Annotated in this window: 17 protein-coding genes and 3 pseudogenes; 11 read left to right on the top strand and 9 right to left on the bottom strand. The window is 58.2% G+C overall.

Annotation, left to right across the window (positions count from 1 at the left end; genetic code table 11):
* Positions 1 to 116 precede the first annotated feature (116 nt).
* The 5 genes from EDF56_RS25935 (at position 117) to EDF56_RS12675 (ending at position 5,604) form a co-directional block, all read left to right on the top strand.
* Positions 117 to 800: a DUF5672 family protein gene (locus EDF56_RS25935; protein ID WP_165912182.1), complete on the top strand. Its 684-nt coding sequence runs from the start codon at positions 117 to 119 to the stop codon at positions 798 to 800.
* A complete protein-coding gene (locus EDF56_RS12690; protein WP_132387921.1) occupies positions 797 to 2,575 on the top strand; it encodes a glycosyltransferase family 4 protein in 1,779 nt (592 codons plus the stop codon). The genes EDF56_RS25935 and EDF56_RS12690 overlap by 4 nt, the downstream gene beginning before the upstream one ends.
* Before the next feature lie 189 nt (positions 2,576 to 2,764).
* Positions 2,765 to 3,862, top strand: coding sequence for an FkbM family methyltransferase (locus tag EDF56_RS12685; RefSeq protein WP_132387919.1), 1,098 nt, complete (start codon positions 2,765 to 2,767; stop codon positions 3,860 to 3,862).
* 483 nt (positions 3,863 to 4,345) lie between these two features.
* Positions 4,346 to 4,594 (top strand): hypothetical protein, encoded by a 249-nt coding sequence (locus tag EDF56_RS12680; RefSeq protein WP_132387917.1) that lies wholly within the window; start codon positions 4,346 to 4,348, stop codon positions 4,592 to 4,594.
* A 191-nt stretch (positions 4,595 to 4,785) separates the two neighbouring features.
* Positions 4,786 to 5,604: a methyltransferase domain-containing protein gene (locus EDF56_RS12675; protein ID WP_132387915.1), complete on the top strand. Its 819-nt coding sequence runs from the start codon at positions 4,786 to 4,788 to the stop codon at positions 5,602 to 5,604.
* Positions 5,605 to 5,700: 96 nt separating this feature from the next.
* Here EDF56_RS12675 and tnpB read toward each other — a convergent pair whose 3' ends face one another.
* Both tnpB and EDF56_RS26605 read right to left on the bottom strand, forming a co-directional pair.
* A complete protein-coding gene (gene tnpB, locus EDF56_RS25930) occupies positions 5,701 to 6,030 on the bottom strand; it encodes an IS66 family insertion sequence element accessory protein TnpB (RefSeq protein WP_165912181.1) in 330 nt (109 codons plus the stop codon).
* Positions 6,027 to 6,347 (bottom strand): annotated as a pseudogene (locus tag EDF56_RS26605) (transposase); the annotation flags it as partial. The pseudogene EDF56_RS26605 and the gene tnpB, both read right to left, overlap by 4 nt.
* A gap of 186 nt (positions 6,348 to 6,533) precedes the next feature.
* Here EDF56_RS26605 and EDF56_RS12660 point away from each other — a divergent pair.
* Positions 6,534 to 6,836 (top strand): annotated as a pseudogene (locus EDF56_RS12660) (integrase core domain-containing protein); the annotation flags it as partial.
* A 293-nt stretch (positions 6,837 to 7,129) separates the two neighbouring features.
* Here EDF56_RS12660 and EDF56_RS12655 read toward each other — a convergent pair.
* The 3 genes from EDF56_RS12655 to EDF56_RS12645 are packed head-to-tail and all read right to left on the bottom strand — an operon-like array spanning position 7,130 to position 11,866.
* Positions 7,130 to 8,368, bottom strand: a complete 1,239-nt coding sequence (locus EDF56_RS12655; protein ID WP_132387909.1) for a class I SAM-dependent methyltransferase — start codon at positions 8,366 to 8,368, stop codon at positions 7,130 to 7,132.
* Between the two features lie 58 nt (positions 8,369 to 8,426).
* Positions 8,427 to 11,432: a glycosyltransferase family 1 protein gene (locus EDF56_RS12650; RefSeq protein WP_132387907.1), complete on the bottom strand. Its 3,006-nt coding sequence runs from the start codon at positions 11,430 to 11,432 to the stop codon at positions 8,427 to 8,429.
* A complete protein-coding gene (locus EDF56_RS12645) occupies positions 11,429 to 11,866 on the bottom strand; it encodes a DUF4214 domain-containing protein (protein WP_165912180.1) in 438 nt (145 codons plus the stop codon). The genes EDF56_RS12650 and EDF56_RS12645 overlap by 4 nt, the downstream gene beginning before the upstream one ends.
* A 645-nt stretch (positions 11,867 to 12,511) precedes the next feature.
* Between EDF56_RS12645 and EDF56_RS26365 the strand changes: the two are divergent.
* Positions 12,512 to 12,713 (top strand): annotated as a pseudogene (locus EDF56_RS26365) (IS3 family transposase); the annotation flags it as partial.
* Positions 12,714 to 12,847: 134 nt separating this feature from the next.
* Here the strand turns inward: EDF56_RS26365 and EDF56_RS12640 are convergent.
* Together EDF56_RS12640 and traA are read right to left on the bottom strand one after the other, a co-directional pair.
* The gene (locus EDF56_RS12640) at positions 12,848 to 13,546 is read right to left on the bottom strand and encodes a DUF6118 family protein (protein WP_132387903.1); all 699 of its coding nucleotides are present in this window, start codon (positions 13,544 to 13,546) and stop codon (positions 12,848 to 12,850) included.
* Between the two features lie 4 nt (positions 13,547 to 13,550).
* A complete protein-coding gene (traA, locus tag EDF56_RS12635) occupies positions 13,551 to 16,379 on the bottom strand; it encodes a Ti-type conjugative transfer relaxase TraA (protein ID WP_132387901.1) in 2,829 nt (942 codons plus the stop codon).
* A 171-nt stretch (positions 16,380 to 16,550) separates the two neighbouring features.
* Between traA and EDF56_RS12630 the strand changes: the two genes are divergently transcribed.
* The 4 genes from EDF56_RS12630 to EDF56_RS12615 all read left to right on the top strand — a co-directional run bounded on the left by EDF56_RS12630 (position 16,551) and on the right by EDF56_RS12615 (position 18,584).
* Positions 16,551 to 16,877 (top strand): conjugal transfer protein TraD, encoded by a 327-nt coding sequence (locus EDF56_RS12630; RefSeq protein WP_132387899.1) that lies wholly within the window; start codon positions 16,551 to 16,553, stop codon positions 16,875 to 16,877.
* Positions 16,878 to 16,893: 16 nt separating this feature from the next.
* Positions 16,894 to 17,139, top strand: a complete 246-nt coding sequence (locus tag EDF56_RS12625; RefSeq protein ID WP_132387897.1) for a conjugal transfer protein TraD — start codon at positions 16,894 to 16,896, stop codon at positions 17,137 to 17,139.
* 313 nt (positions 17,140 to 17,452) lie between these two features.
* Positions 17,453 to 18,034 (top strand): hypothetical protein, encoded by a 582-nt coding sequence (locus EDF56_RS12620; protein WP_132387895.1) that lies wholly within the window; start codon positions 17,453 to 17,455, stop codon positions 18,032 to 18,034.
* A gap of 331 nt (positions 18,035 to 18,365) precedes the next feature.
* A complete protein-coding gene (locus EDF56_RS12615; protein ID WP_132387893.1) occupies positions 18,366 to 18,584 on the top strand; it encodes an AlpA family transcriptional regulator in 219 nt (72 codons plus the stop codon).
* 63 nt (positions 18,585 to 18,647) lie between these two features.
* Here EDF56_RS12615 and EDF56_RS12610 read toward each other — a convergent pair whose 3' ends face one another.
* Together EDF56_RS12610 and EDF56_RS12605 are read right to left on the bottom strand one after the other, a co-directional pair.
* Complete coding sequence (locus tag EDF56_RS12610; protein ID WP_132387891.1) at positions 18,648 to 18,932, bottom strand: sigma factor-like helix-turn-helix DNA-binding protein; 285 nt, start codon at positions 18,930 to 18,932, stop codon at positions 18,648 to 18,650.
* The gene (locus tag EDF56_RS12605; RefSeq protein WP_132387889.1) at positions 18,929 to 19,816 is read right to left on the bottom strand and encodes a zincin-like metallopeptidase domain-containing protein; all 888 of its coding nucleotides are present in this window, start codon (positions 19,814 to 19,816) and stop codon (positions 18,929 to 18,931) included. Before EDF56_RS12605 ends, EDF56_RS12610 begins: the two co-directional genes overlap by 4 nt.
* Positions 19,817 to 20,532: the final 716 nt, after the last annotated feature.

Genomic DNA, 20,532 nt, shown 5'->3' with positions numbered 1-20,532 from the left:
GAATGGTCGTTTACAAAAAAGTCATGCCGCCCCATCGGATAGCTCTGCCGGAGGTAACGCTTTGCGCGGCGACATCGATCAACCTCAAGGCCACTTTGCGGGCCCTGGAATGTTGCTTGGACCAGATCGCTTTTGCCGATTGCCTGCTGTTTACGGACGCGGAAATTCAGCCCGAGCATCCGGAAATTCATGTCATCCCGATCCATAAACTCACGTCCGTGGCGGACTACTCCGATTTCCTGCTCTCCAACGTGGTCGATCGGGTCGGAACCAGCCATTGCCTGATTGCGCAGTGGGACGGTCACGTGGTCGACGCGAGCCGCTGGCGTCCGGAGTTTCTCGAATACGATTACATTGGTGCGGTTTGGCCGCATTTTCAGGACAGTCATAACGTTGGAAACGGCGGATTTTCCCTGCGGAGCCGCCGCTTGATGGAAGCCTGCCGGGATCCGGAATTCGAGGTATCGCACCCCGAGGACATCGCCGTTGGCCGGATCAATCGCAAATGGCTTGAGGGTAGGGGAATGCGCTTCGCCTCGCCCGCTCTGGCGGACACGTTCTCCGCAGAACGGAGAGGCAATCCCCGCGAAAGCTTCGGCTATCACGGCGTCTTCAACATGCCCGCCGTACTGGGCTCAGAAGAGTTCTGGGACGTTTACAAGGAACTCGATAATTACAACACGATACGTCACGATTTCATGGGAATTTTGACGGACGTGGGGCGCGGTGCGGGTGGATTTGGCCGGGTCTGCAAGATGCTGGTGGATCGTTTCTCCGGCAATAAAATAAAATCCAGATGAAATTCCGCCCTGTCGATCCCGATCGTATTAGCGGCTTCATCAAGGGTGTTTTCCCGAAACGCCGCAGGATACCGATGGGTACGCCGGTACCGGCCCGCGCATTGTACATTTGGGGGGAGCGCCCGGACCTTCAGGCCGCGTTCGACTTGAAGCGTCGCGCAGGGCGGGAAGGGTTGATCTGGTGGTATTTGCGGCACGGGTTCGCCGAATATGGACTCCCACCAGACGGGAACGATAGGCGCTGCATCAATGCCGTCAATCGGAGCTATCCCAGAGCGAAGCCGCTCTCTTATCTGCCCATAACTTGGCTGATGCAGGGGTTCATCGATCGATCGCCTGTCGACCGGCAGTCCGCGCTTCGCGATCCGGCCGGGCAGCAGCGCTTTCTCGACTGGTTTTTCGCGATCGGCCTGATCAAGGCCAATCTGGCTGATTTCCTGTCCGCAGACCAGGCCGTCGCACTTGTGTTGGAAGCGGATCCGCAAGCGTCCGGATTGCCCAGGCTGATGAAATGCATCTGGTCGAGCGAGCCCAAGATACGAGCCCGTTTCAACGGGCTCGCCGATCCCGCATTCCGCGCATGGTGCAGCGGAGACGGCGCCCGTGAATTCCCCATACTAGCGCATCCCGCAATCGCGCTGGCCCCGAAACCCGACCGCCTCTCCCACAAGCTGAAACCGTTCGGGGTGAATTTGCTCGGCCATGCTTCCGGAAGAAGCGGAATTAGCGAGGACGTCCGCATGGCGGCAAAAGTCCTAACGCATGCCGGCATTCCGTTCGCACTTCACGACATCTCTCCGGGAGCAGCGATGCCGGACGAGGAGCATACGGAAGCATCCAGCGAATGCCTGACTTACGCCATCAATCTGTTTTGCATGTCCGCTCCCAGCACGGTTGCAACAGCTTTCCAAATCGGCCCCCACGTAATCACCGATTGCTACAATATCGGCTTTTGGCCTTGGGAACTGCCGGAAATGCCTGATTTCTGGCTCCATTCCTACAATTTCGTTGATGAGGTTTGGGCGTCGAGTCGCTTCACGCATGAGGCGTTCTGCCGCTCGTCACCGCGCCCGGTGCGGCACATGCCCTTCGCTGTGAGTGCTGCGGAAAGCGACCAGAAGAACCGTACGGACTTCGGTCTACCCAGTGACAAATTCCTTTTTGGCTTCGCTTTCGATGGGCTGTCAGGCTTTGCCCGCAAGGCTCCTCTTGCGACAATCCAAGCCTTCAAGGCGGCGTTCCCCACGAACACGTCGGTTGGCCTCGTGATCAAAGGCATGCGTGTTTTCGATGACCCGGCATGGAATGAAGTGATTTCGGCTGTCGGGCATGACCAGCGGATCCATTTCATCACCCAATCTCTGCCGCGCGGCAGCTTGCTCGACTTGTGGCGATCGCTGGATTGCTTCGTGTCGCTGCACCGAAGCGAAGGCTTTGGGCGGAACGTTGCCGAGACCATGCTACTCGGCAAACCCGTCATCGTCACCGGTTACTCGGGCAATATGGATTTCACGCGGCACGACACTGCCGCGCTGGTGCCTTACACGCTCCGCGCGGTGGCGAACGGAGAATATCCATTTAGCTCTGGACAGATCTGGGCGGAACCGGACATTTTCATAGCAGCAGCGACGATGCAAAAAATTGCAATCGACTCAGAATTTAGAGAAACATTATCGCAAACTGGCAGACAAAATGTCGACAAATTGTACAATTTTGACCATATAGCGGAATCGTGGTCGATAATTATAAATACCATATATAATGATCAAAAATAAATTAGGTTAAAATGAAATTACCCCGCCTATCATAACTGTGAACAGAAGGGCGTAACCCGCAGAGTCGATACCTGATTCTATGGCCTTTGCGATGAGGGGAGCGCCATCAGCGGGCATAAATCGCAGGCACGGAGGGGTTGATTAGCCAAGGGTAATGATTAGGCTTGAGCGGAGTTCTTAGGGGGCCATATGGTTACGCGCGATCAAGTTACGGTAGCATATCAATTAATCCTGAAGCGCCCCCCCGAGAGCGAGGCGGCGATAGAAATGTGCCTGGCTTTTCCTGATTTGGCGTCGCTCGGTCAGTTTCTAACTGATAGTCCGGAATTCAAGGCTCGAAATCCGCAGCCTTCAACGCCAGCCGCTACCCATGAACACCACATCTACGCCGGGTATGCGGCATCGGATCTGGATCTTCTTCGCCAGTTTACCCAGTATCAAGGTGCAGGCGAAGCCGGGTTCGTTACCAATTTCCTGGGATGTAAGACACGCTGCACACTGCAAAGCCCGCTGATTCCATTTAGCGGGTGTGTTGAAGGTCTTCCCGAACCTGTGGGAAGCACTCAAGGTGAAACTGCCGAATTCATTGGCACACTGCGCGCAGTGTCAGAAGCTGGGCCACGCTTCCGACTGCTTGAACTGGGCGCCGGATATGGGCCATGGATGGCAATAACTCATGCGGCTGCGCGCCAGAGGGGAATTACCGACATCCATGTTTACGGCGTGGAAGCAGATGCGCATCATGTAGATTTTATCCTTACCAACATGAACGACAATAATATCAACGCAGCAGAACACACCGCTATTCACGGCGCTGTTGGGCCGGAAGATGGTATCGCTTATTGGGCAGTTGAAGAAGAGCCCGGCGCTGTTTACGGTGGCAGGCCTATGACCGACGCTGACGGCAATGATTATCTTGGCAACACCCGCCAAAATGTTGTTGAGGTTCCTGTGATCGGGATCAAAGGGCTTCTTGAGAAAGAACCCTTTTGGGATCTCCTGCACATCGACATACAGGGCCACGAGGGTGAAGTCTGCCAGGCCGGTATAGACGAGATGACTAACCGCGTACGGCGCGTCGTCATAGGCACGCATAGCCGCATTCAAGACGGCATCGTCATGGATGTCTTCCACAAAGCGGGGTGGTCGCTTGAAAATGAAAAGCCAACCATCAGTCAGTGGAATGAATTGGCACCAACCGTCGAGGGGATGGCTGTAGTGGACGGCGTGCAGGTTTGGCGCAATCCAAAGCTGTTCCGTTCCAATTTCATGATGGGCGCGGCGTAGTAGCGGGGACAGGACGAGAGGTGAATCCGGAACCGGAGCAGTCAACGAGTATCTGAGTTGTAGGTACAAATTGCCGGCTCCCGGTAAAGGGGCGTCCAAATTTTTGCGAATTAGTCCAAGTAAGTCAGCGAGAATTACCCATATTGATCTCCACGCCCCTGACTTCAACGCCTTGAGGTGACTTCTCATCCCCGACGCACGCGAGGAAAGCAACCCGATCAGCGCTGGGGTCTGGTTGCTGCTCCGGTGATCGTCGCTATAGCTCGCTCATATTGCATCATTTACGCCATCGACAGCGTACGTTTCCAACTGCCGACGCACGCCATCGGACCTAGGCTAGAACAGGTCGCCGGCGTATCCATCGATACGGTTCATTGCGACCACCGTAGGCGCAGGGCCATGTCGAACGGGCTCCGAGCACATGCCTCGAATCTTTGCGCTGAGCGCGTCCCTAGGTAAAGTCGTTACCCGGAGAGGCGATCAATGGAAAGTTCTTTCAATGAAGCTTGCAGCGCTTCCAAAACAACTCCCACTAATCAAATCTTCGACGCACTCGCAGCCAAGACAGCGCTGACTGTCGCGCATACCGAGGCCGATGCTAAATCAAACGAAAAACCCGCAGTGCGGCAGTTGTTTGCCGAAGTCGGCTTGACCAGAAGGGCCGTCATGCTCTTCGCCATTGATAGAGAAATTCGAAATTGGACAGAACAAGATGCGCGACATGACCGTTAGTAATGAGGCATAAATCACATTCGTAGGGATTTGCATCCCGTGACCGCCGCCTCAAAGGCCCAAATTTCATCGATTTAGTTTAAATGTTTTCCCCATTTTTTGGAAACTAACCATTTTGATATTTTTACAAAGATCATTTTTCGTTTTTATAAATATAATAAATACTTTCTAATCGTATAAATGGAAAATATATGCATAGCCTGTCATCGTGTATTTGCCAGTATGACCATATTAACTCGAAATGGTTCAAGCGTTGGTCGGATTTGATTGGGGTACCAAACTATCCAGAAGGTGGCGTGCCTCGGGCCTATCGCAAACTTTGGGAATGGGCTGGAATACTCGAAGTTTTCAGACAACGGGGCAAACTCCAGCAGGGCATGAAAGGTATCGGCTTTGCGGTCGGCACCGAACCTTTGGCGTGTATCATAGCAAACCATGGGGTTGAAGTTTTGGCTTCCGATCTTGGCGCTGGCGAGCAAGTGGAAGGTTGGGCATCGGACAACCAGCATGCAGCCACGCTGGACGCGATTTATCGGCCGAATATCATCGACAGGCAAAAATTTAACGATCTGGTTTCTTTCAAGCCGGTGGATATGGCCCATTTGGAAGACCTGCCAAGCGCCGAGTACGACTTCGCGTGGAGTTCCTGCGCGTTTGAACACATTGGAAATTTAGAAGATGGCCTATCTTTTGTTATAAATGCCATGCGCCTTCTGAAACCCGGCGGCATCGCGGTCCACACAACGGAGATCAATCTTTCTTCCAACGAGAATACTATTTTTGATGGTCACATGTGCATTTATCGCAAGCATGACATCGAAAATCTCGATCGGAGACTACGGTTGATAAGATGTGGCATTGAAAATATGAACTGGGATGCGGGATGCCACGAACACGACCTGAACTATGACTCCCCGCCTTACTTCGAAACCGGTCGCCCGCACGTGAAGCTTGAGTTAGGTGGATTTATAACGACGTCGTGCATGATTGTCGTTCGCAAGGGAGGATAATGGGACTGAGGGCGGGTGGGCGTACAAAGCAGGCCCAATAGCCGTCTCTCTGCGCCTTTCAAAGGGGGGAGCAGCCGGTGGCGCAAATATGATTGTTCAGGAACAGCTTGGCTTTCCCTGGCGAGGGAACGTCCGCAGATTAGTTGCGAAGGCTTGCGCCGCCGACAGCTTCATCACCTCGTCTCCCGGGCGTGGCCAACGGAACTTCCCATCGTGCAAGCGCTTCGTCACCAGCACCAGCCCGGTGCCGTCCCAGACCAGGAGTTTGATCCGGTCCCTGCGCGCCCAGAAGATAAACAGCATGCCTGAGAAGGGATCGAGTCTGAGCTCTCGTTCGACCAGCGAGGCAAGGCCCACCATTCCTTTCCTGAAGTCCATGGGCTGCGTTGCGACCAGTACCTTCAGGGGGCCGGGCGGGATGGTCACGCGCTCACCCGCGCAGCCAGCAACACCCGCTCGATGTGATCCGCGCTCACGTCGGGCGGGATGCGGATCAACAGCCCGCTTGCCTCGACGATGATCTGGCCGCTCACTGGTGGCTCTACCGCGCCGGACAACTCGTCGACCTTCCCGTGCTCGACCATCGCCGGCACAAATGTCATCGCCTCTGCGCGCTCCCGCAATCCGCACCGCCATGTGTACAACTGCTGCGGAAACGTCCCATGGCGGCGCGCCACCGCTGACACATTGGCACCCGGCTCCATGCTTTCCGCCATAATCTGCGTCCGCACCTCGGGCGTCCAGTGCGCTTGCCTCGCGGGCTTTCGATCACGTCAAGTCGCTGCACCTGACCCGGGGCGTTCGTTTCGAAACATGTTTCGAAATCAGTTTCATCACTCACTGGCCACCTCGCCGTTCCTTGCGGCGAAACTACCAACCTCGGAGCATCTGAAAACGTGGGGGAATTTTACCGCTTACCGCCTATCAAGATTCGGGTGGACAATGGCCCGGCATTTATCTCGCGGGCGCTCGACCACTGGGCCTACATTAACCGCGTCACGCTGGACTTCAGCCGGCCCGGAAAGCCGACGGACGATGCGTTCGTGGAAAGCTTCAACGGCCGGCTGCGCGACGAATGCCTTAACACGCACTGGTTCTTGTCTTTGGATGACGACAGGAGCAAGATCGAGGCGTGGCGGACGGACTTTAACGAGACTCGACCTCACACATCCCTAGGGTTCATGACGCCGGCCGAATTTGCTTCATCGGCGGGGGTTAGCCCCGGCCGATGAAATGCCAGATCTTTCGTTCTGACCCGTGGCAGGACTGGGACAGGGTCAAAAGCTGCCCTGCTCTAATCCGCGCTGGTGGAAACCTGGGGTTCACGTCACTAGCTTGTCCGATATATCGAACCGACCCTCCATGATAAGTCGCTCAGACTTGGAAGCGCTGCTCCGCTAGGTCGATTGGCAGCACGTGTGCATTCGCCAAATCTTCCTGCTCTGTGCGCTACCGTGGCACGGCTCAGCATCATACGTATCGGACGAAGGGAGGCCGCCCACGGCATAAGTTCATTTCGACGCAGTCATCTGACCGCAAAAATTCTCGATATATGAATACCATGTGCCCGACTGTCGTCGCTGCCGAATTCCACGGACGGATGCCATGACTCGATGTCCAGATGCAAAGTCTTACCCGCGTAGGAGCGGTCGAGCGAAATGAAATGTCGACCACTGGGATAGGTCACGGAATGTGGCTCGCTCACTGCTGTGCCGGCGCTGGCGCGACTGATGACCGTGACAGGATGCGCCCGATAATTCTCAAACTGCACCGTGATAAGTTGCACGCCATCGTCGAAAATTGGCGTGAATACGCATTCGCCAGATCCGATGATATAGCTGCTGTCACGCGTCAAGCCCTGCATATTCCAAGACGAGATCACATCGTCCAAATCGAGCGCTCGGCGCTCTCGTAAATTCGCTACCCAAATTTGACCGACTTCGGGATCAGCATGGTCGAACACTTCGACATCAAAACCGGATCTTTGGAACATATCAAGAAGAAAGGGTTGCGACCAACCACTTTCGAACCAACCGAATTTGCGGATGCAATAGATCGACAATGCGTCGAGCCGAAGCCCCCAATTCTTCCACCATATCTGGTTGACCGGCTCGCCCGACAGCACGATCTTGCCACCTGGCTTGAGATGCGCGGCCATACGGTCAGTCAGTTCCCAAGGCTTGGCGGCGTGATGGAAACACTCGTAAAACTGGATTATATCGTATCGTTCTTCGGAGCTGAACGAATCGAAGCTACTCTTCCGGGCGCTGATCTTGCGGTTACCAACCTCGGCGCGTTGGTTGATGAGGTCTACGAACTGCGGGTTGATGTCGATTGCTGTGACATCCAGGCCGCTATAGGCAGCCAGTTCCGACGACAGCCCCCAGCCACAACCCATATCGAGCATCTTCCCACCCAACGGTGGTTTGGAAAATTTCAGAGCGCGTGCCAGTCGCTCAAGATGTACGGCAAGCCCGGCAGGAGAAGCGTGATTATATGGGTTTGTGGCGGAGATATGCGCGGCGACGTCGATATCGCCCAGCTCGTTCTTGGTCTGCTCGAACTCGCGGCCCGATAGTTCGCGGTATAGGCCAATTTGCGCAGCGAAATATTCGTCCGAAAACGGATCCAGTCGCTGATCGACCTCAATCGTCGGCACATAGGAAAAATCATGCCAATATTGATTGCACTCTGCCGCACCAGGCCCCCCAAGGGCATCTGACTTGCTGACAAATTCATCCAGGGTATCCGCGCGGAACTGCATGGAATTTTTCCATTATCTCTTTTTGATATCAACGAAGAAGCGTGGCTTGCCCTACGCGCTAGTGCACTTGCGGCGCGGTTCCTAGCCTTTCGATCTGGATGGACAGCAATTCGACAATCATACCTTCGTCGACCATGACAATCATTTCCACATCGGGGACCGCCTTGGGCAGCGCAATCACCAGCGTGACCTGCTTCTCTTCCGATAATACCTTGCACAAATCATCAATGCTTTCGTGTGCAAGTTCCATTTGCCCGTTCTGCGCATAAATCTTGAAATGCCCAGTTCCTTTGGCAGGCTTGGGTACCTTTAAACTAAATGTGACCTGGAATTCTCCGGCTGCGAACTCAAGCCACGGCCCAAATACCAGTGTCCCGCCCTTACCGTTGGCGATCAGCCGGCCATCGTCGCGCCTGCCCACGAGGGAGCCCAAACGTCTGTCGTTGGGTCTGAGTGCATATTTTCGTGGCGCCGGCAGGCTGTTGTGCCATTTACCATCGATAATATTAGCGAGTATCTGCGCCGCACTGGCCGTCCAGTTCTGAGGGAGAGCGGATTGTGCCGCGCAGCCGGTAGAGCGCGGCTTCTGCGGCAACGGCGCGTTTAGGCGCAGCCATGTTGTCACAGCTTTTGCAAGGCTCGCGCCGTCGGTGCCGGTAAAGAAAGTCGTACCTTGCGGTGCGATTTCGCGGAAGACGGGAATGTCGCGGGCGAGCACTGGCAGTCCGAACTGCTCGGCTTCAGCGATCGGCAAGCCGAAGCCTTCGCCGCGTGAGGGCGCAACAAGGCAATCTGCGACTTCATAGAGCGCGACCAGCATGTAATCATCCGCAGAATCAAACCAGAAGAAGCGCTTGTGACGTTCCGGATGCGTGTTGAAGCGCTTGATTAGATCATCGACCATCCACCCTTGCTTACCGACAAGCACAAGAAATACGTCTTCTCCCTGTTCCCATAGCAGATCGAAGGCATCGAGCAACTGCGCCTGAGCCTTGCGCGGCTCGACGGTGCCGACCGACAGAAACACTTTGCCGGCGCGCAGCGCGTTTAGCAGGAATGCATCTGTTCCTTCCTGTTTTTCCGTCGCGCGCGCCTTGCTGGCTAGATCACCGGAATTGTGAAACCAGCCGATCTTGAAATCGTCAGCAATAAATTCTTTTTCCGAAATAATATAAGCCGCAAACTCATCAGCCACGGTTTTCGTCACTGCAATGATACCACTCATCTCGGCGACGGTGCGCAGCCACTGAGCATTATTCTCGACGATCAGCGGTGGGAAAAACTCCTTGAACTGCTGAGGCAGAAGATCGTGTATGACAAAATAGGCAGGCACGCCCAAGGAGCGTAGTCGTCTGAATATTTCTTTGCGCGGCGGCATGATGACATCGTGGAAGTCTAGGCCCAGGAAGATGTCGCCGGGCATTGGATCCATGAAATAGTTTTTCGTGCGCGCCTCGGTGATATTACGATATTGGGCGATCACGTCGGTGGCAACGTAATAATCCAGCGTATCGCGGGTGTACACCGGCAATATCTCGAAATCCGGCAATGCGATCGTCAACATGGCGTCAAGTATATTGTGTGTAACGCGCTGAATTCCGGTACGGCTGTTGCGCACATATAGTTCAGAAATATCAACGAAGATCGCGCGACGACGAGGCAGAGCCTTGACAACCTGACGCGCCATATCGATCGCTTCACTATCAAGAGCTATCCGAGATGGCGCAACGGCGCGCAGATAATCGACCAATAATTGTCGCTGTTGGGGACGAGGTAGCGCGGAGAAGCGACTGCGGGGCAGTTCTCCGCGCGCAGCCTTTGTCTCAATCGCTTCCAGCGCTCGCTGGGCGCTCTTTTTCCATGAAAATTTACCAATTTGACGGGTACTCGATGCGATCAGCCGCTCACGGAATTGCTCGTCGGTTAGCACGCGTTGAATGCTGCGCGTCATATCGGTCACCGAAAATGGATCGAATAACGCTTCTTCCAGTTCAATGATCTCGGGAACACTTGCCGCATTGGCACCAATAACCGGAGTGTTGAATGCCATGGCCTCAAGCACCGGCAAGCCGAAACCTTCATGAAACGACGGAAAGACGAAGGCTTTAGCGTTACGATACAAGCCGACCATCTCGTCATCGGAGATCCGATCAGTAAATACCATCCGACCGTTCAGGCTATGATGCTGGGATGCATGGGCGGAAAGATCTTCCATATGCTCGCGCGGCATGCCACCAGCAAGCACAAGTTGGTGCTTCGCCAGCACCGCAGGATCAATGTTTGCGACTGCATCAATAAGTCGATGCAGATTTTTGCGCGGATCAGTCGCGCCACTGTACATCAGATAGGGGCCGGTGATACCGAACTTCTTTTTCAGAATTGTTAGCGGTGTACCCTTATTCGCGGCAAAAGTATCCGAAATTGCGGCAGAGATGGAAACAATATCATCCGGATTGCTACCGATATATTCGATGCCCTCCCGCCGGGAAGATTCGGAGATAGCGAGCAGCAGATCGCATCTCCCGTAGTGGCCGGCTTTTTCCATGAACCACTGGAATAGGCGCGCGTCTTGCAGATAGGTTCCCTGATAAATAAGCGGAATCAGGTCATAGAATATCGCTGCTGTGGGAATATCCTTGATGAATCGACCAACAGATGTGATCGTCTGATCTCCCGCACCTTCAATCATGCTCGAGACGATCACGATATCGGGATTAAGGCCTGCCAACGCTGCCTCGCGCAAACCCTCTGATGCGAAGCGATGCTCGTCATTTTCGATAGGATGGTAATCTGCGACACCGCTGGGGTGCCAGAGCAGCATATTCTGCGGGCCGATTTGCCCCTTGAAGTGATTGATCAGGAACGGCATTTCGCTCGGAAAGTCCGTATTGAACACAAGAAACACCTCATGCCGATCACGGCAAAGCGCTATCAGGGCTTCGGTGAAAGCGAAAGTATAGCGACCGATGCCACGATAGCGGCTGCCATTCTGAGCGCCCTGCATGTCGATGACGATGCGCAGCTTGCGGTTGGCCTGATTGTCGAGCTGGGGTTCTGTTGTCATACGGGACTTTTTAGCAAAGCGTAAATTGCGATGATCTCGGCAGACACATCATCATCTTCCGTGACGTCGAGCGCCAAATAGGTGGTGACTTCCCTGGGAGTGCCTACACCACCAATGGCCAACTGCATCTGCAGCGCGCGGATCTGGCGGCTGATCGGATCGTTGCTTTCCAGATTATACAAGCGTCTGGCGATCCAACCGATTAGGGGCATATTTGCCCAGCGCTGGCGCATGAGGTATTTTTCTAAGCCCGGTACGACGACGCGCCTTTCTCGCCTCTCGGCTGAGTTGGCGAGGGCCGAAATTACCTCATATTTGGAGGTACCCGTGCAGAGCTTTCCGATATAATGGTTTTGCCCCGGTATATCGATGTCACGGTTAAGTATGACTTGGTAGGCTGCTTCCAGGAAGGCAATGCCATTTAGCGACAGCAAGTCATTTAATGGCATACGGTAGCCAAGAAAATATGATAGACTATCATCACCGGTTCCGTTAATTTCGACATTTGGCCAGCTTTACTATGACTTGTTCTAACCTTTTCCAGGTAATCGAGCAAATTCGTAAGAAAGTATAGCGAACGACTGCAATCAACGGCCATTCCAGATGTGATCCTGAATTCCGATATTCGCCTTGCAAAGTCAAGAGTCCGTGTCGGCAAGATAATCGTTAACGAGGCGATCCTCCACGTGTCGGAGGCTGGATTATGCTCGCTGTAAGGAACATCCGGGCGGAGCTAAGTGGTATCGTTGCTGCAGATCGAGGCCGCACCAATTTGAGCCAACCGTGCGCATCGACCCGGATGGTTTTGGCGAGGGTGCCCGCGGCTCTGGCGAATTCGCGGTCTGATGAGGATTGACGCGCTAGAAGTGCTGTCCGTTTTGGCCCAGTGTCGCGTTGAGTGCGCCGTAATCACCGCTGGCGCCTCGAACATGAGGCGGGCGCCGCGCTCGAGCGTGTCGAGTCAGGCGGCTGCGGCCTCGAACATATTGGGAACCCGGCTGATGTCGCCCGACGGCAGAGCGCAGATATCGATGAATGCACGCGACAAGTACCCTTGCTTCCTATCGGACTTCAAGCCTTGGCACGACAACGGCAAGGTCTATGGCTACTGTAGCTGTACAACGACCTGCTGGGTCACGGCGAGACTTACTGCCCGAACTGCGTTGCCCGGTTGAACAAGCTGGCGACTATCAAGGCGCAAATCGGCTACAAGCTCTGGCCGGTGAGCTATGGGGCAAACCGTCCCTGGCGATCGACAACACTCTGGATTGCCAGTTCGACGTGGCTGCAACAGACGGGGCCGGGGCGGCAGACTTCACCTCATCCGCAGTCGACTATCTGCCAACGCACCCCGATTTACTGTTCGCATCCGAAGGCGCGTTCCCAGATGCCAGTCTCTTCACTGCCAAGTCCAGTCATTTCGACGCGCGACGACGATGACCTTTGGAACGCCCGGCCCTGTCGCGTTCCGCCTGACGCTCAACACGGCTTCCGGTTTCTGCGTTCTGGTCCTCAATAGAACGAATGGCAGCCTTGATTTTCAGCCACCTCTCCGGATCAGCTGCTTCCAAAAGCCGCTCACCGTCGGCCCATTTGTCGTGCCCGAGGATCACGGCAGCCCGCTCTTCCCGCCAATGCCACCGCACGGGCGCCATCCGGGGAATGAGGTCCCATCCCACTCCCCCCAGAATGAGCCCAACAACAAGCGCCGCACTGACGAGGATAGCCATCCGCTTTTTCTGCTTCTCACCTGTGCGAGCAGACACGACGACGCTGTCGATGGAAGTAGCAGCGGCCTGAAGATCGGACCTCGCCCGCTGCCACGCCTTCTGATCGGCTAGACGCCCACCCTTGCCCGCAGCTTCGATCTGCCCAGCGATCTTTTCCGGCGTCAGCGCCAAGGCAGGATGATGGTTGAGCTGTTCGACCACGCCGCGCACGGCCTCGAAGCGATCCTCGATCTTCGCCAGCTCGGGACTGTAATCGCGGGCATGCATCTCCTGAAATTTGACGGCGAGGCCGTCGATGGCCGCGGTAAGCCCTGCCAGGCGCTGGCCCATGGCCTCGAACGCAGCGGCAGGATCAAGCTCGTGGGGGGTGTGGATTTCGCTCATCCGATCAGCTTATCCCAAGCCCACGGTCGCGCGAGCGGCCGAGCCATTCCTGGATCTGGTGTGACACCGTTTCTTTCCCGGATGGTTTCAGCCCCAGTTCGCGGGCCCGATTTCGCAGCCGCGACTCGAGTTCGGGGTCACGATGGAGGCTCTTTGCAAGCTGGTCGATTCGCGCTTCCGCCCGCTCCTCGCCGAGCTCGTCGCCAATCTTGCGCATGCGCATGAGTAGCCGGGCCTGGGTCTGGAACTCGTTGACGAAGCGATCGGCACGCAAGTCGGCATCGATGCGAATCTCGCTCTCCGCCATCATCGCCTGGATGGCGCGTTTGGTCTGCCCCTTGCCCGCTTCATCGGCGAGATCGGGATCCTTGTGCATCGCCGCCTTGAGATCGCGGGCACCATGCTCGCGCACCTTGTCGAGATCGCCCGCCGCCCGTTCCATCGCCTGGTTCTGCATGCCGATAGGATTGAGTCCCATTGCCTGCATGCGCAGGATAGCCTGCGCCGCGCGTCCATAGCGCTGCACCGCCACCTCCAACGGCTTCGGCGGCGCGGCAATGGTTGGCGTCTTGAGCCTGAGCCCGGCAAACGGATCGCGCTTGATCACGACTTCGGCTTGCGGCTCGCGCTTCATCTCGAAGGCGGTGCTGTAATCGGAAGCCATATCCTTCGACCGATCCCGGCTTAGCGCCCTCACCAGCTTCGAGCGGTCGGCAAAGTCATCCTTGCCGTAGTGAAGATCGACCTGCGCCCGATGGCGTGACAGCGCCACATAGGCGCCGTGCCGATCGAGCCCCGGCGTGGCAAGAACCTGTACCCGGTCCACCGTCATGCCCTGTGCCTTGTGGATGGTCGCTGCATAGCCGTGATCCACATCGGCATAATCCTTGAGATCGAAGGCGACCGAGCGGCCATCGTCGAGCATGACCGCCATATTGAAGGGCGAGACGCTGCGCAGGGTGCCCAGCGATCCATTCTTCACCCCCATGCTGCGCTCGTTGCGGAAGAACATCACCCGGTCGCCCACGGCAAAGGCCCGCTCGCCGCGCTCGACCTTGAGCGCCATATCCTCGCCGAGCTCACCAGCCTCGCGCATCTTCCCGCGCGCGGCCTGGTTGAGTTCGCCGACCTCGTCATTGGTGTGGGTGAGAATGATGCGGCTCGCGGTGGGGTTTTGCTGACGATCCCGATCCCACTGCCCGACCAGCGCTTCACGCGCGCCCTCGCGGGTCGGCGCGACATGGACGTGCCCGGCCTCCTCATAGGCCAGAACCGCCTCCCCGGTACGCCCGGTGGCCAGATCGCGCGTGGCCTCGCGCTGCCACTCTTCGTTCTGACGACGCACCTGCATGATCTCGACGCTGCCATGGCGCTCGGCAATGCTGCGGAAGGCGGCGCCGGCCTCAATCGCCTGCAACTGCTCGGGATCGCCGACCAGCACGATTTTGGCGCCGCGCTTCTCGGCCTCGGAGATGACCCGCTCCATCTGACGGGTGCCGACCATCCCGGCCTCGTCGATCACCAGCACCGAGCGATCGGTCAGCAGTTCGCGATCCTGCGCCCATTGCCGCTCCATGCTGGCGATAGTTCGGCTTGCAATGCCCGAGCCGCTTTCGAGGTTCTCGGCGGCAATCCCGGAGAGCGCCGCGCCGCGTACTTCATAGCCCGCCGAGTGCCAAGCATCATGGGCAACACCGAGCATCGCGCTTTTGCCGGTACCGGCATAGCCGATCACCGAAGAGAGCCCCCGGCCGTCGGTCACATGCTCGAGCGCGCCGCGCTGCTCGCCAGAGAGAACAAGCCCCCTCGCCTTGGCACGGGCCAGCGCCTTTTCCTGCATGGCCCGGCTGACACCATGCCGCCGTCCGGCATCCAGCTTGATCGTGGCATTCTCAAGCCGCTTCTCGGTCTCGATCATCGAGCGCGACGTGAAGCGCTCCTCGCCGCGCCCATCCTTGCCGAGTGCGACCAGTTCGGGCGAGGATTTGACCGCACCCAGCACCTGATCGAACTGCTCCTTGCCGTCGCTGTGCCGGTGGACGAACTTGGCGAGGTCGCGGGTGGTGAAGGTCGCCTGTTGGTGGGTGATCGCATCGAGCGCGATCGCCGGATTGGCGAGGATCTTCTCGCCATTGGCTCGCCCAATCGAATGGTGCTCTTCGAGCCGCTCGCTTTCCAATCCCTGCCCCGCCATGCGCGAGGCGGCCGGGCCGATCTTGTGCTGCGGCTCAAGTTCGATGCCCTGGGCTTCCAGCGAGCGGTGATCGATCCGCGCATCGATATCGAGTTCGGTCAGGCGTTGGTTGACGTGGGTCTCCCAGGCTTCGCGCCAATGGGTAAGCAGTTCGGTACGGTTCCAGTCGCGCACCTTGGGACCGAAACCGTCCTCGGTCACTTCACGCATGCCGAGCATCACGTGGGCATGGGGCTTGGGCTGTCCGTCCTCGCCAATATCCCAGTGCACATTGAGATCGGCGACCATGCCGCGCGCCACGAATTCGCGGGAAACGAAGTCCCTTGCAAGGCGAATGCCTTCGGCCTGGTCGAGCTCGCGGGGAATGGCGAACTCGACTTCACGGCAGAGCTGCGCGTCTTTGCGCTTCTCGGCCGCCTCGACATCGTTCCACAGCCGCTCGCGATCACGCCACTGCTCTGGTGCGTTCTCGGGGAGCAGCACTTCCGAGTGGACGACGCCCGCTTTGTTGGAAAAGTCATGATCGCGCCCCAGCCGCTCGTCGTGCAGCCGCGAGGCGGAGCGATAGGCGGCGGCGGCCACCGCCGAGGAGCCGGTAGCGCGCGAAATGACTTTGGCCGAGAAGTGGTAGATCGCCATGACGGCCATCCATTTACACTTCAAGCAGCACGTCGGCACGACGTATAAGCGCGCCCTCGAACGATTTCATCGCACTCGGGAACGCGAAATCCCAGAAGATTTCACACTATTGTTCGGCGCTGAGACTCCCGATAGCTGAACCGTCCGCCTCGATCACAGAAAGGACGGACGATGCGCAAGCCCCGTGACTATGACGCCGAACTCAAAGCACTCACTGACAAGGCGCGGCAACTCAAAATACGCAAGACCAGCCAGCTCGGCGAACTGGTGAACGCGACAGGCGCCGATGCCCTTTCCGCCGAGATGCTGGCCGGTGCCCTGCTCGATGCTGCCACCACCACGGATGCCGCAAAGAAGGAGGCGTGGCGCAAGCGGGGCGCTGCGTTCTTTTCAGGGAACGGCAAAGGCGCTCGCACAGGAACTGGCGACGAGCCGCGCGGCGCTGCGGCGGAGCCAGGCCGCGCGCAATTGCCACTTGGCGAGCCGGGCGCGGCATGATGTCCGCGCGTGGCAAGTGAAGCGGCGCGAGCGCACCCGCCAGCTCATCGATCTCGGCGGGCTCGTCGTCAAAGCCGAACTGGTCGAGCTGACCGGGGATGACCGTGCGGCGCTCCTCGGTCTACTCGTCGAAGCCGCAGCCAGGTTGCGCGGCGAAGATCGCGAGCAGGCACTGACGCTATGGCGACGGCGCGGCATGCGCACATTCGCCGACGATGCCGCCGCGAAGGACGAACGCCAGAGCCGTTCGATAGAGGGCTGAACGTGTGAAGCCCTACCTTCGGTTCGCCCGGCCTTGGCGTAAGGATTCCCGTCTGTTATCCTGCCAAGGCGCTGCGCAAAGGGCAGCGCCGGGACTGGTAATCCCGCGAAAGCAAAGGAACTCGGAAAACACGGTTTTCCGGGGTGCCGTCGCGTATGTCCAAACCTTCGGGTGAAAGGCGGCGGCGCATGTGCTTTCGCATGTTACCAGCTCCGGCGGCTCCCGCGCGTTAGCGTGCGGGAGTTCGGGACTGGTCCGCAAGTTGTCTCGAAGCCTTCCGCCAACCCGCCTTGATGCGGACCCGGAGGTGCCAATGGACGCTCTTGTTCCTGCTGCTTCACCCGACGAAATCGCCGCTGTCGCTGCGGCGCTAAACTCCTTGCCCGATGAAAACTCCGCGCTCGCCGCGCTCTGGAAAATCTATGGCGCGGAACCGGTGCGATTGCTGCGCACCCAGCAGGGGCGCAGTCTCAGCCGCGCACGCGCCAGGCGAGCCGAAGAGTTCATGGGCTCGCTTTCGCCCGATGTGCCGTTCGATTGGCATTATTTCCTCTACACGTCCGGGATCGTCGCCCAGCTGGCGCTATCGGCCCACCTGCTCGATGTCGGCTTTCCCGACAGCTGGTGTGCGCGGCATGTCGGCCTCCAGGTCGACAGGTCGCTCGCCTACGCCAACGTCACCGGTTTCGGTTACGATTGCGCCGAGACCGCGCGACTGATGCAAGTGCTGTCGCCCTACTGGAAATGGAACCGAACCCATCTGGTCGACGACAAGGCTCTCGACGACGGCGGCTTCACGCCGGACCAGATTAGAGTGATCGTTTGCGCACTGGTCGATCACGTCTGCCACGTGACCGGCCATGCGCGGTTGCGCCAGCGGGCGATGCCATCCTGACCCAGCGGCTGCGGCGCTAATATTCCAGATGGCGACGCGGTGTGATCGCCGCCGAGGCCTGGCGCGATTCGCGTTTGCGCGGTCGTGACAATTTGCGCGCGTTCCGCGCGCTGAGACGGTGTGAGACAGAACCGCCGGTCGCGGGCTCCCGACTGCGAGATTTTTTTTGGTGTCCATAGAGTGCCGCCAGCATCCACTAAGGTGCAAGTCGATGAATCTGGGCCGAGAATATCCGATAAACGCCAATTAGCGCCCTTGCAGGCGGCCCAGTTTGGACCAATCTTGCTCACGGCCGGCCAGTCCCCCTCATGAATAGGAAAGGACATGCCACATGAACATGATGCCACCTGATCGTTTCCTGCGCCTTGATACCGTCCTCAAGCGCACGGGCCTTTCCCGCGCGACCCTCTACCGCAAGGTCCAGTCCGGGACCTTCCCGAAGCAGGTTCGCATTGCCGAGCGTTGCTGCGGCTGGCGCGAGAGCGCCGTGACCGAATGGATGCGCAATCCCATCTCCTATCTGGTCGACGATTTCCCGCCGCAAGCCTGAGCAACCGTCGCGCCGGAAAGCATGGCCGGGGCGCGCCCGCCGCAGCGGGCGCGCCCCGATCCCTTACCAGCCCTTGCGCTCCTGCCGGTTCCGTGAGCGCACGATCAGGCCCATCGCCCGGCCCACTTCGATTTCTACCCTGCGCGTGCTGATGCCGAGCCGCTCGGCGATCTGCTCATAGCGAAGGCCCTCGAACCGCAGCAGGTGGAACACCGCACGCGGAAGCCAGGGAAGCGAACGTACCGCCCGCGCGAGCCGGCGAAGGTCCGGATCTTCGTACTCCGGGAAGGCATGGCGCAGGAACGCCTCGCGGATGCGCTGCTCCAGCAGATAGAGATGCCATCTCATGCCGCGTCCTCCCCGAAAGCGAGGAGGTAATCGGCCGCCTTGCTGGCAGCGCTGGCCGCCCGGAAGATCGCCTTCTCGTCGGCGCGGAGCACTTCAAGCCATGAGCCAAGGTAATCGCTATGCCGCACCGTGGGCTGGATACCCAGCGACGCGCAGGCAAAGGCCGAGGTCATCTCGGCAATGAGCTCTTCCTTTGCGTACGATGCCGAGCCGCACTTGCCCGTCTGGTCGCGGTCCAATCGGGCCTTTCCTCCGCTCCAATGACCAAGCTCATGAAGGGCCGTGCGGAACCAGTTCACCGGCTCATGGAAAGCCGCCTGCGGGGGCACCTGCACATAGTCTTGCTTCGGGGCATAGAACGCCTCGTCGCCGCCGATCCGGAAATCGGCGCCGGTAGCCGCAATCAACCGGTCCACCTCGGCAACCGCCAGGACCGGATCGGGCACCGCCGGTTCCTCGGCATAGCGTTCCGGCAGCCCCTCGATCTGATCGAGGTTGAACACGACGAAGCGCTTCAGGAACGCAATCGTCCGCGCCTCGCGATCCTCGCACCGCGCCTGCTCGGTCTCGCCCTTCGGGGTGAAGCGATCCGCATAGCAGATGACCGTGCCCTTTTCGCCACGTCGGACGTGAGCGCCCGCCGCCAGGGCTTGTTTGTATGTCAGCCAGCGCTGCGAACCGAACTGGCGTTCCACCGCTTCGCACCATAGGATCAGCACATTGATCGCCGAATAGACCCTTCCTGAAACGGCATTGTGCGGCATCAGGCAGGGACACCGCGCACTGTCCCAAGGCTGCACCCATGGGAGCCGGCCCTCCTCCAGCTCGGCAATGATGCGCGAGATGACCTCTCCATAGAGGCTTTGGCGATTGGTCCTTTCCATGTCTCCTGTTCCTTTCCTCAACCGCCATTGACCGGCGCCGGGGTGGCGGGGCGGCAGGAGCGGACCAAAAGCCTCGCCTGAAATGGCGGGGTGCACCCGAAGGGCCGAAATGAAATGGAGGACCTGGGCCCTGCCCAGGTTGCGGCTTGCCATGGCGGGGCTAAGGGGCCGTGACGCCCCCCGTCACCCTGGAGCCGAGGCACACGCCGACGCGCCGCAGGCGCGGAGACCGCTGACGGGACGCGGATAGCGTCCCGCCCCGCCAGTGATCGAAACGGCTACGCCGACGAGACGCCGCAGGCGGCTCGGTTGAGCGTCAGCGAAATAGAGCGCGGCCGTGCCTTTGCACGGGGCGGCAACTTCGCCACATCCCATTTCCCAGGCACAACGATCCGACCTCATGTCGGGCCGATGCCGACCAGAAGACCGAATTATGAGACTTGAGCGCCGCTGGGCGTAGGCACTGAGGCGCAACGGTAATAAGCGATTGGCTTGTCTGGCCCCGTGATTGCCGAGACGGAAGGCAACTCTTATGCAGGGCCTGCGAGAATGTTCATCATGGGCCTGAGGTTGTAGGCAATGGCGGAGAGTTGAACTCGGAAGGCGGCTCTGGGCGCGTCTTCTATAAACCTGCACTACCACTTTTAGATCGGCGAAACGTCGACAATTACAGCGCGCGCGACGTCCCCAATCGAAGCGCCAGGCGAGAGTCGACT

Origin of the sequence: Novosphingobium sp. PhB165 (assembly GCF_004341845.1) — a bacterium.
In the GTDB taxonomy this organism is placed as follows: domain Bacteria; phylum Pseudomonadota; class Alphaproteobacteria; order Sphingomonadales; family Sphingomonadaceae; genus Novosphingobium.
The sequence above is the reverse complement of the archived record's forward strand: the minus strand, read 5'-3'. Positions and strand labels throughout refer to the sequence as shown.

What these genes read in the sequence shown, in the direction of transcription:
- EDF56_RS12675 (WP_132387915.1), top strand. Translation starts at nt 4,786, where the DNA reads ATGCATAGCCTGTCATCGTGTATTTGCCAGTATGACCATATTAACTCG.
- EDF56_RS12610 (WP_132387891.1), bottom strand. Translation starts at nt 18,932, where the DNA reads ATGAGATGGCATCTCTATCTGCTGGAGCAGCGCATCCGCGAGGCGTTC.
- EDF56_RS12605 (WP_132387889.1), bottom strand. Translation starts at nt 19,816, where the DNA reads ATGGAAAGGACCAATCGCCAAAGCCTCTATGGAGAGGTCATCTCGCGC.
- EDF56_RS12685 (WP_132387919.1), top strand. Translation starts at nt 2,765, where the DNA reads ATGGTTACGCGCGATCAAGTTACGGTAGCATATCAATTAATCCTGAAG.
- EDF56_RS12650 (WP_132387907.1), bottom strand. Translation starts at nt 11,432, where the DNA reads ATGACAACAGAACCCCAGCTCGACAATCAGGCCAACCGCAAGCTGCGC.
- EDF56_RS12620 (WP_132387895.1), top strand. Translation starts at nt 17,453, where the DNA reads ATGGACGCTCTTGTTCCTGCTGCTTCACCCGACGAAATCGCCGCTGTC.
- EDF56_RS12680 (WP_132387917.1), top strand. Translation starts at nt 4,346, where the DNA reads ATGGAAAGTTCTTTCAATGAAGCTTGCAGCGCTTCCAAAACAACTCCC.
- EDF56_RS12655 (WP_132387909.1), bottom strand. Translation starts at nt 8,368, where the DNA reads ATGCAGTTCCGCGCGGATACCCTGGATGAATTTGTCAGCAAGTCAGAT.
- traA (WP_132387901.1), bottom strand. Translation starts at nt 16,379, where the DNA reads ATGGCGATCTACCACTTCTCGGCCAAAGTCATTTCGCGCGCTACCGGC.
- EDF56_RS12690 (WP_132387921.1), top strand. Translation starts at nt 797, where the DNA reads ATGAAATTCCGCCCTGTCGATCCCGATCGTATTAGCGGCTTCATCAAG.
- EDF56_RS12615 (WP_132387893.1), top strand. Translation starts at nt 18,366, where the DNA reads ATGAACATGATGCCACCTGATCGTTTCCTGCGCCTTGATACCGTCCTC.
- EDF56_RS12640 (WP_132387903.1), bottom strand. Translation starts at nt 13,546, where the DNA reads ATGAGCGAAATCCACACCCCCCACGAGCTTGATCCTGCCGCTGCGTTC.
- EDF56_RS12630 (WP_132387899.1), top strand. Translation starts at nt 16,551, where the DNA reads ATGCGCAAGCCCCGTGACTATGACGCCGAACTCAAAGCACTCACTGAC.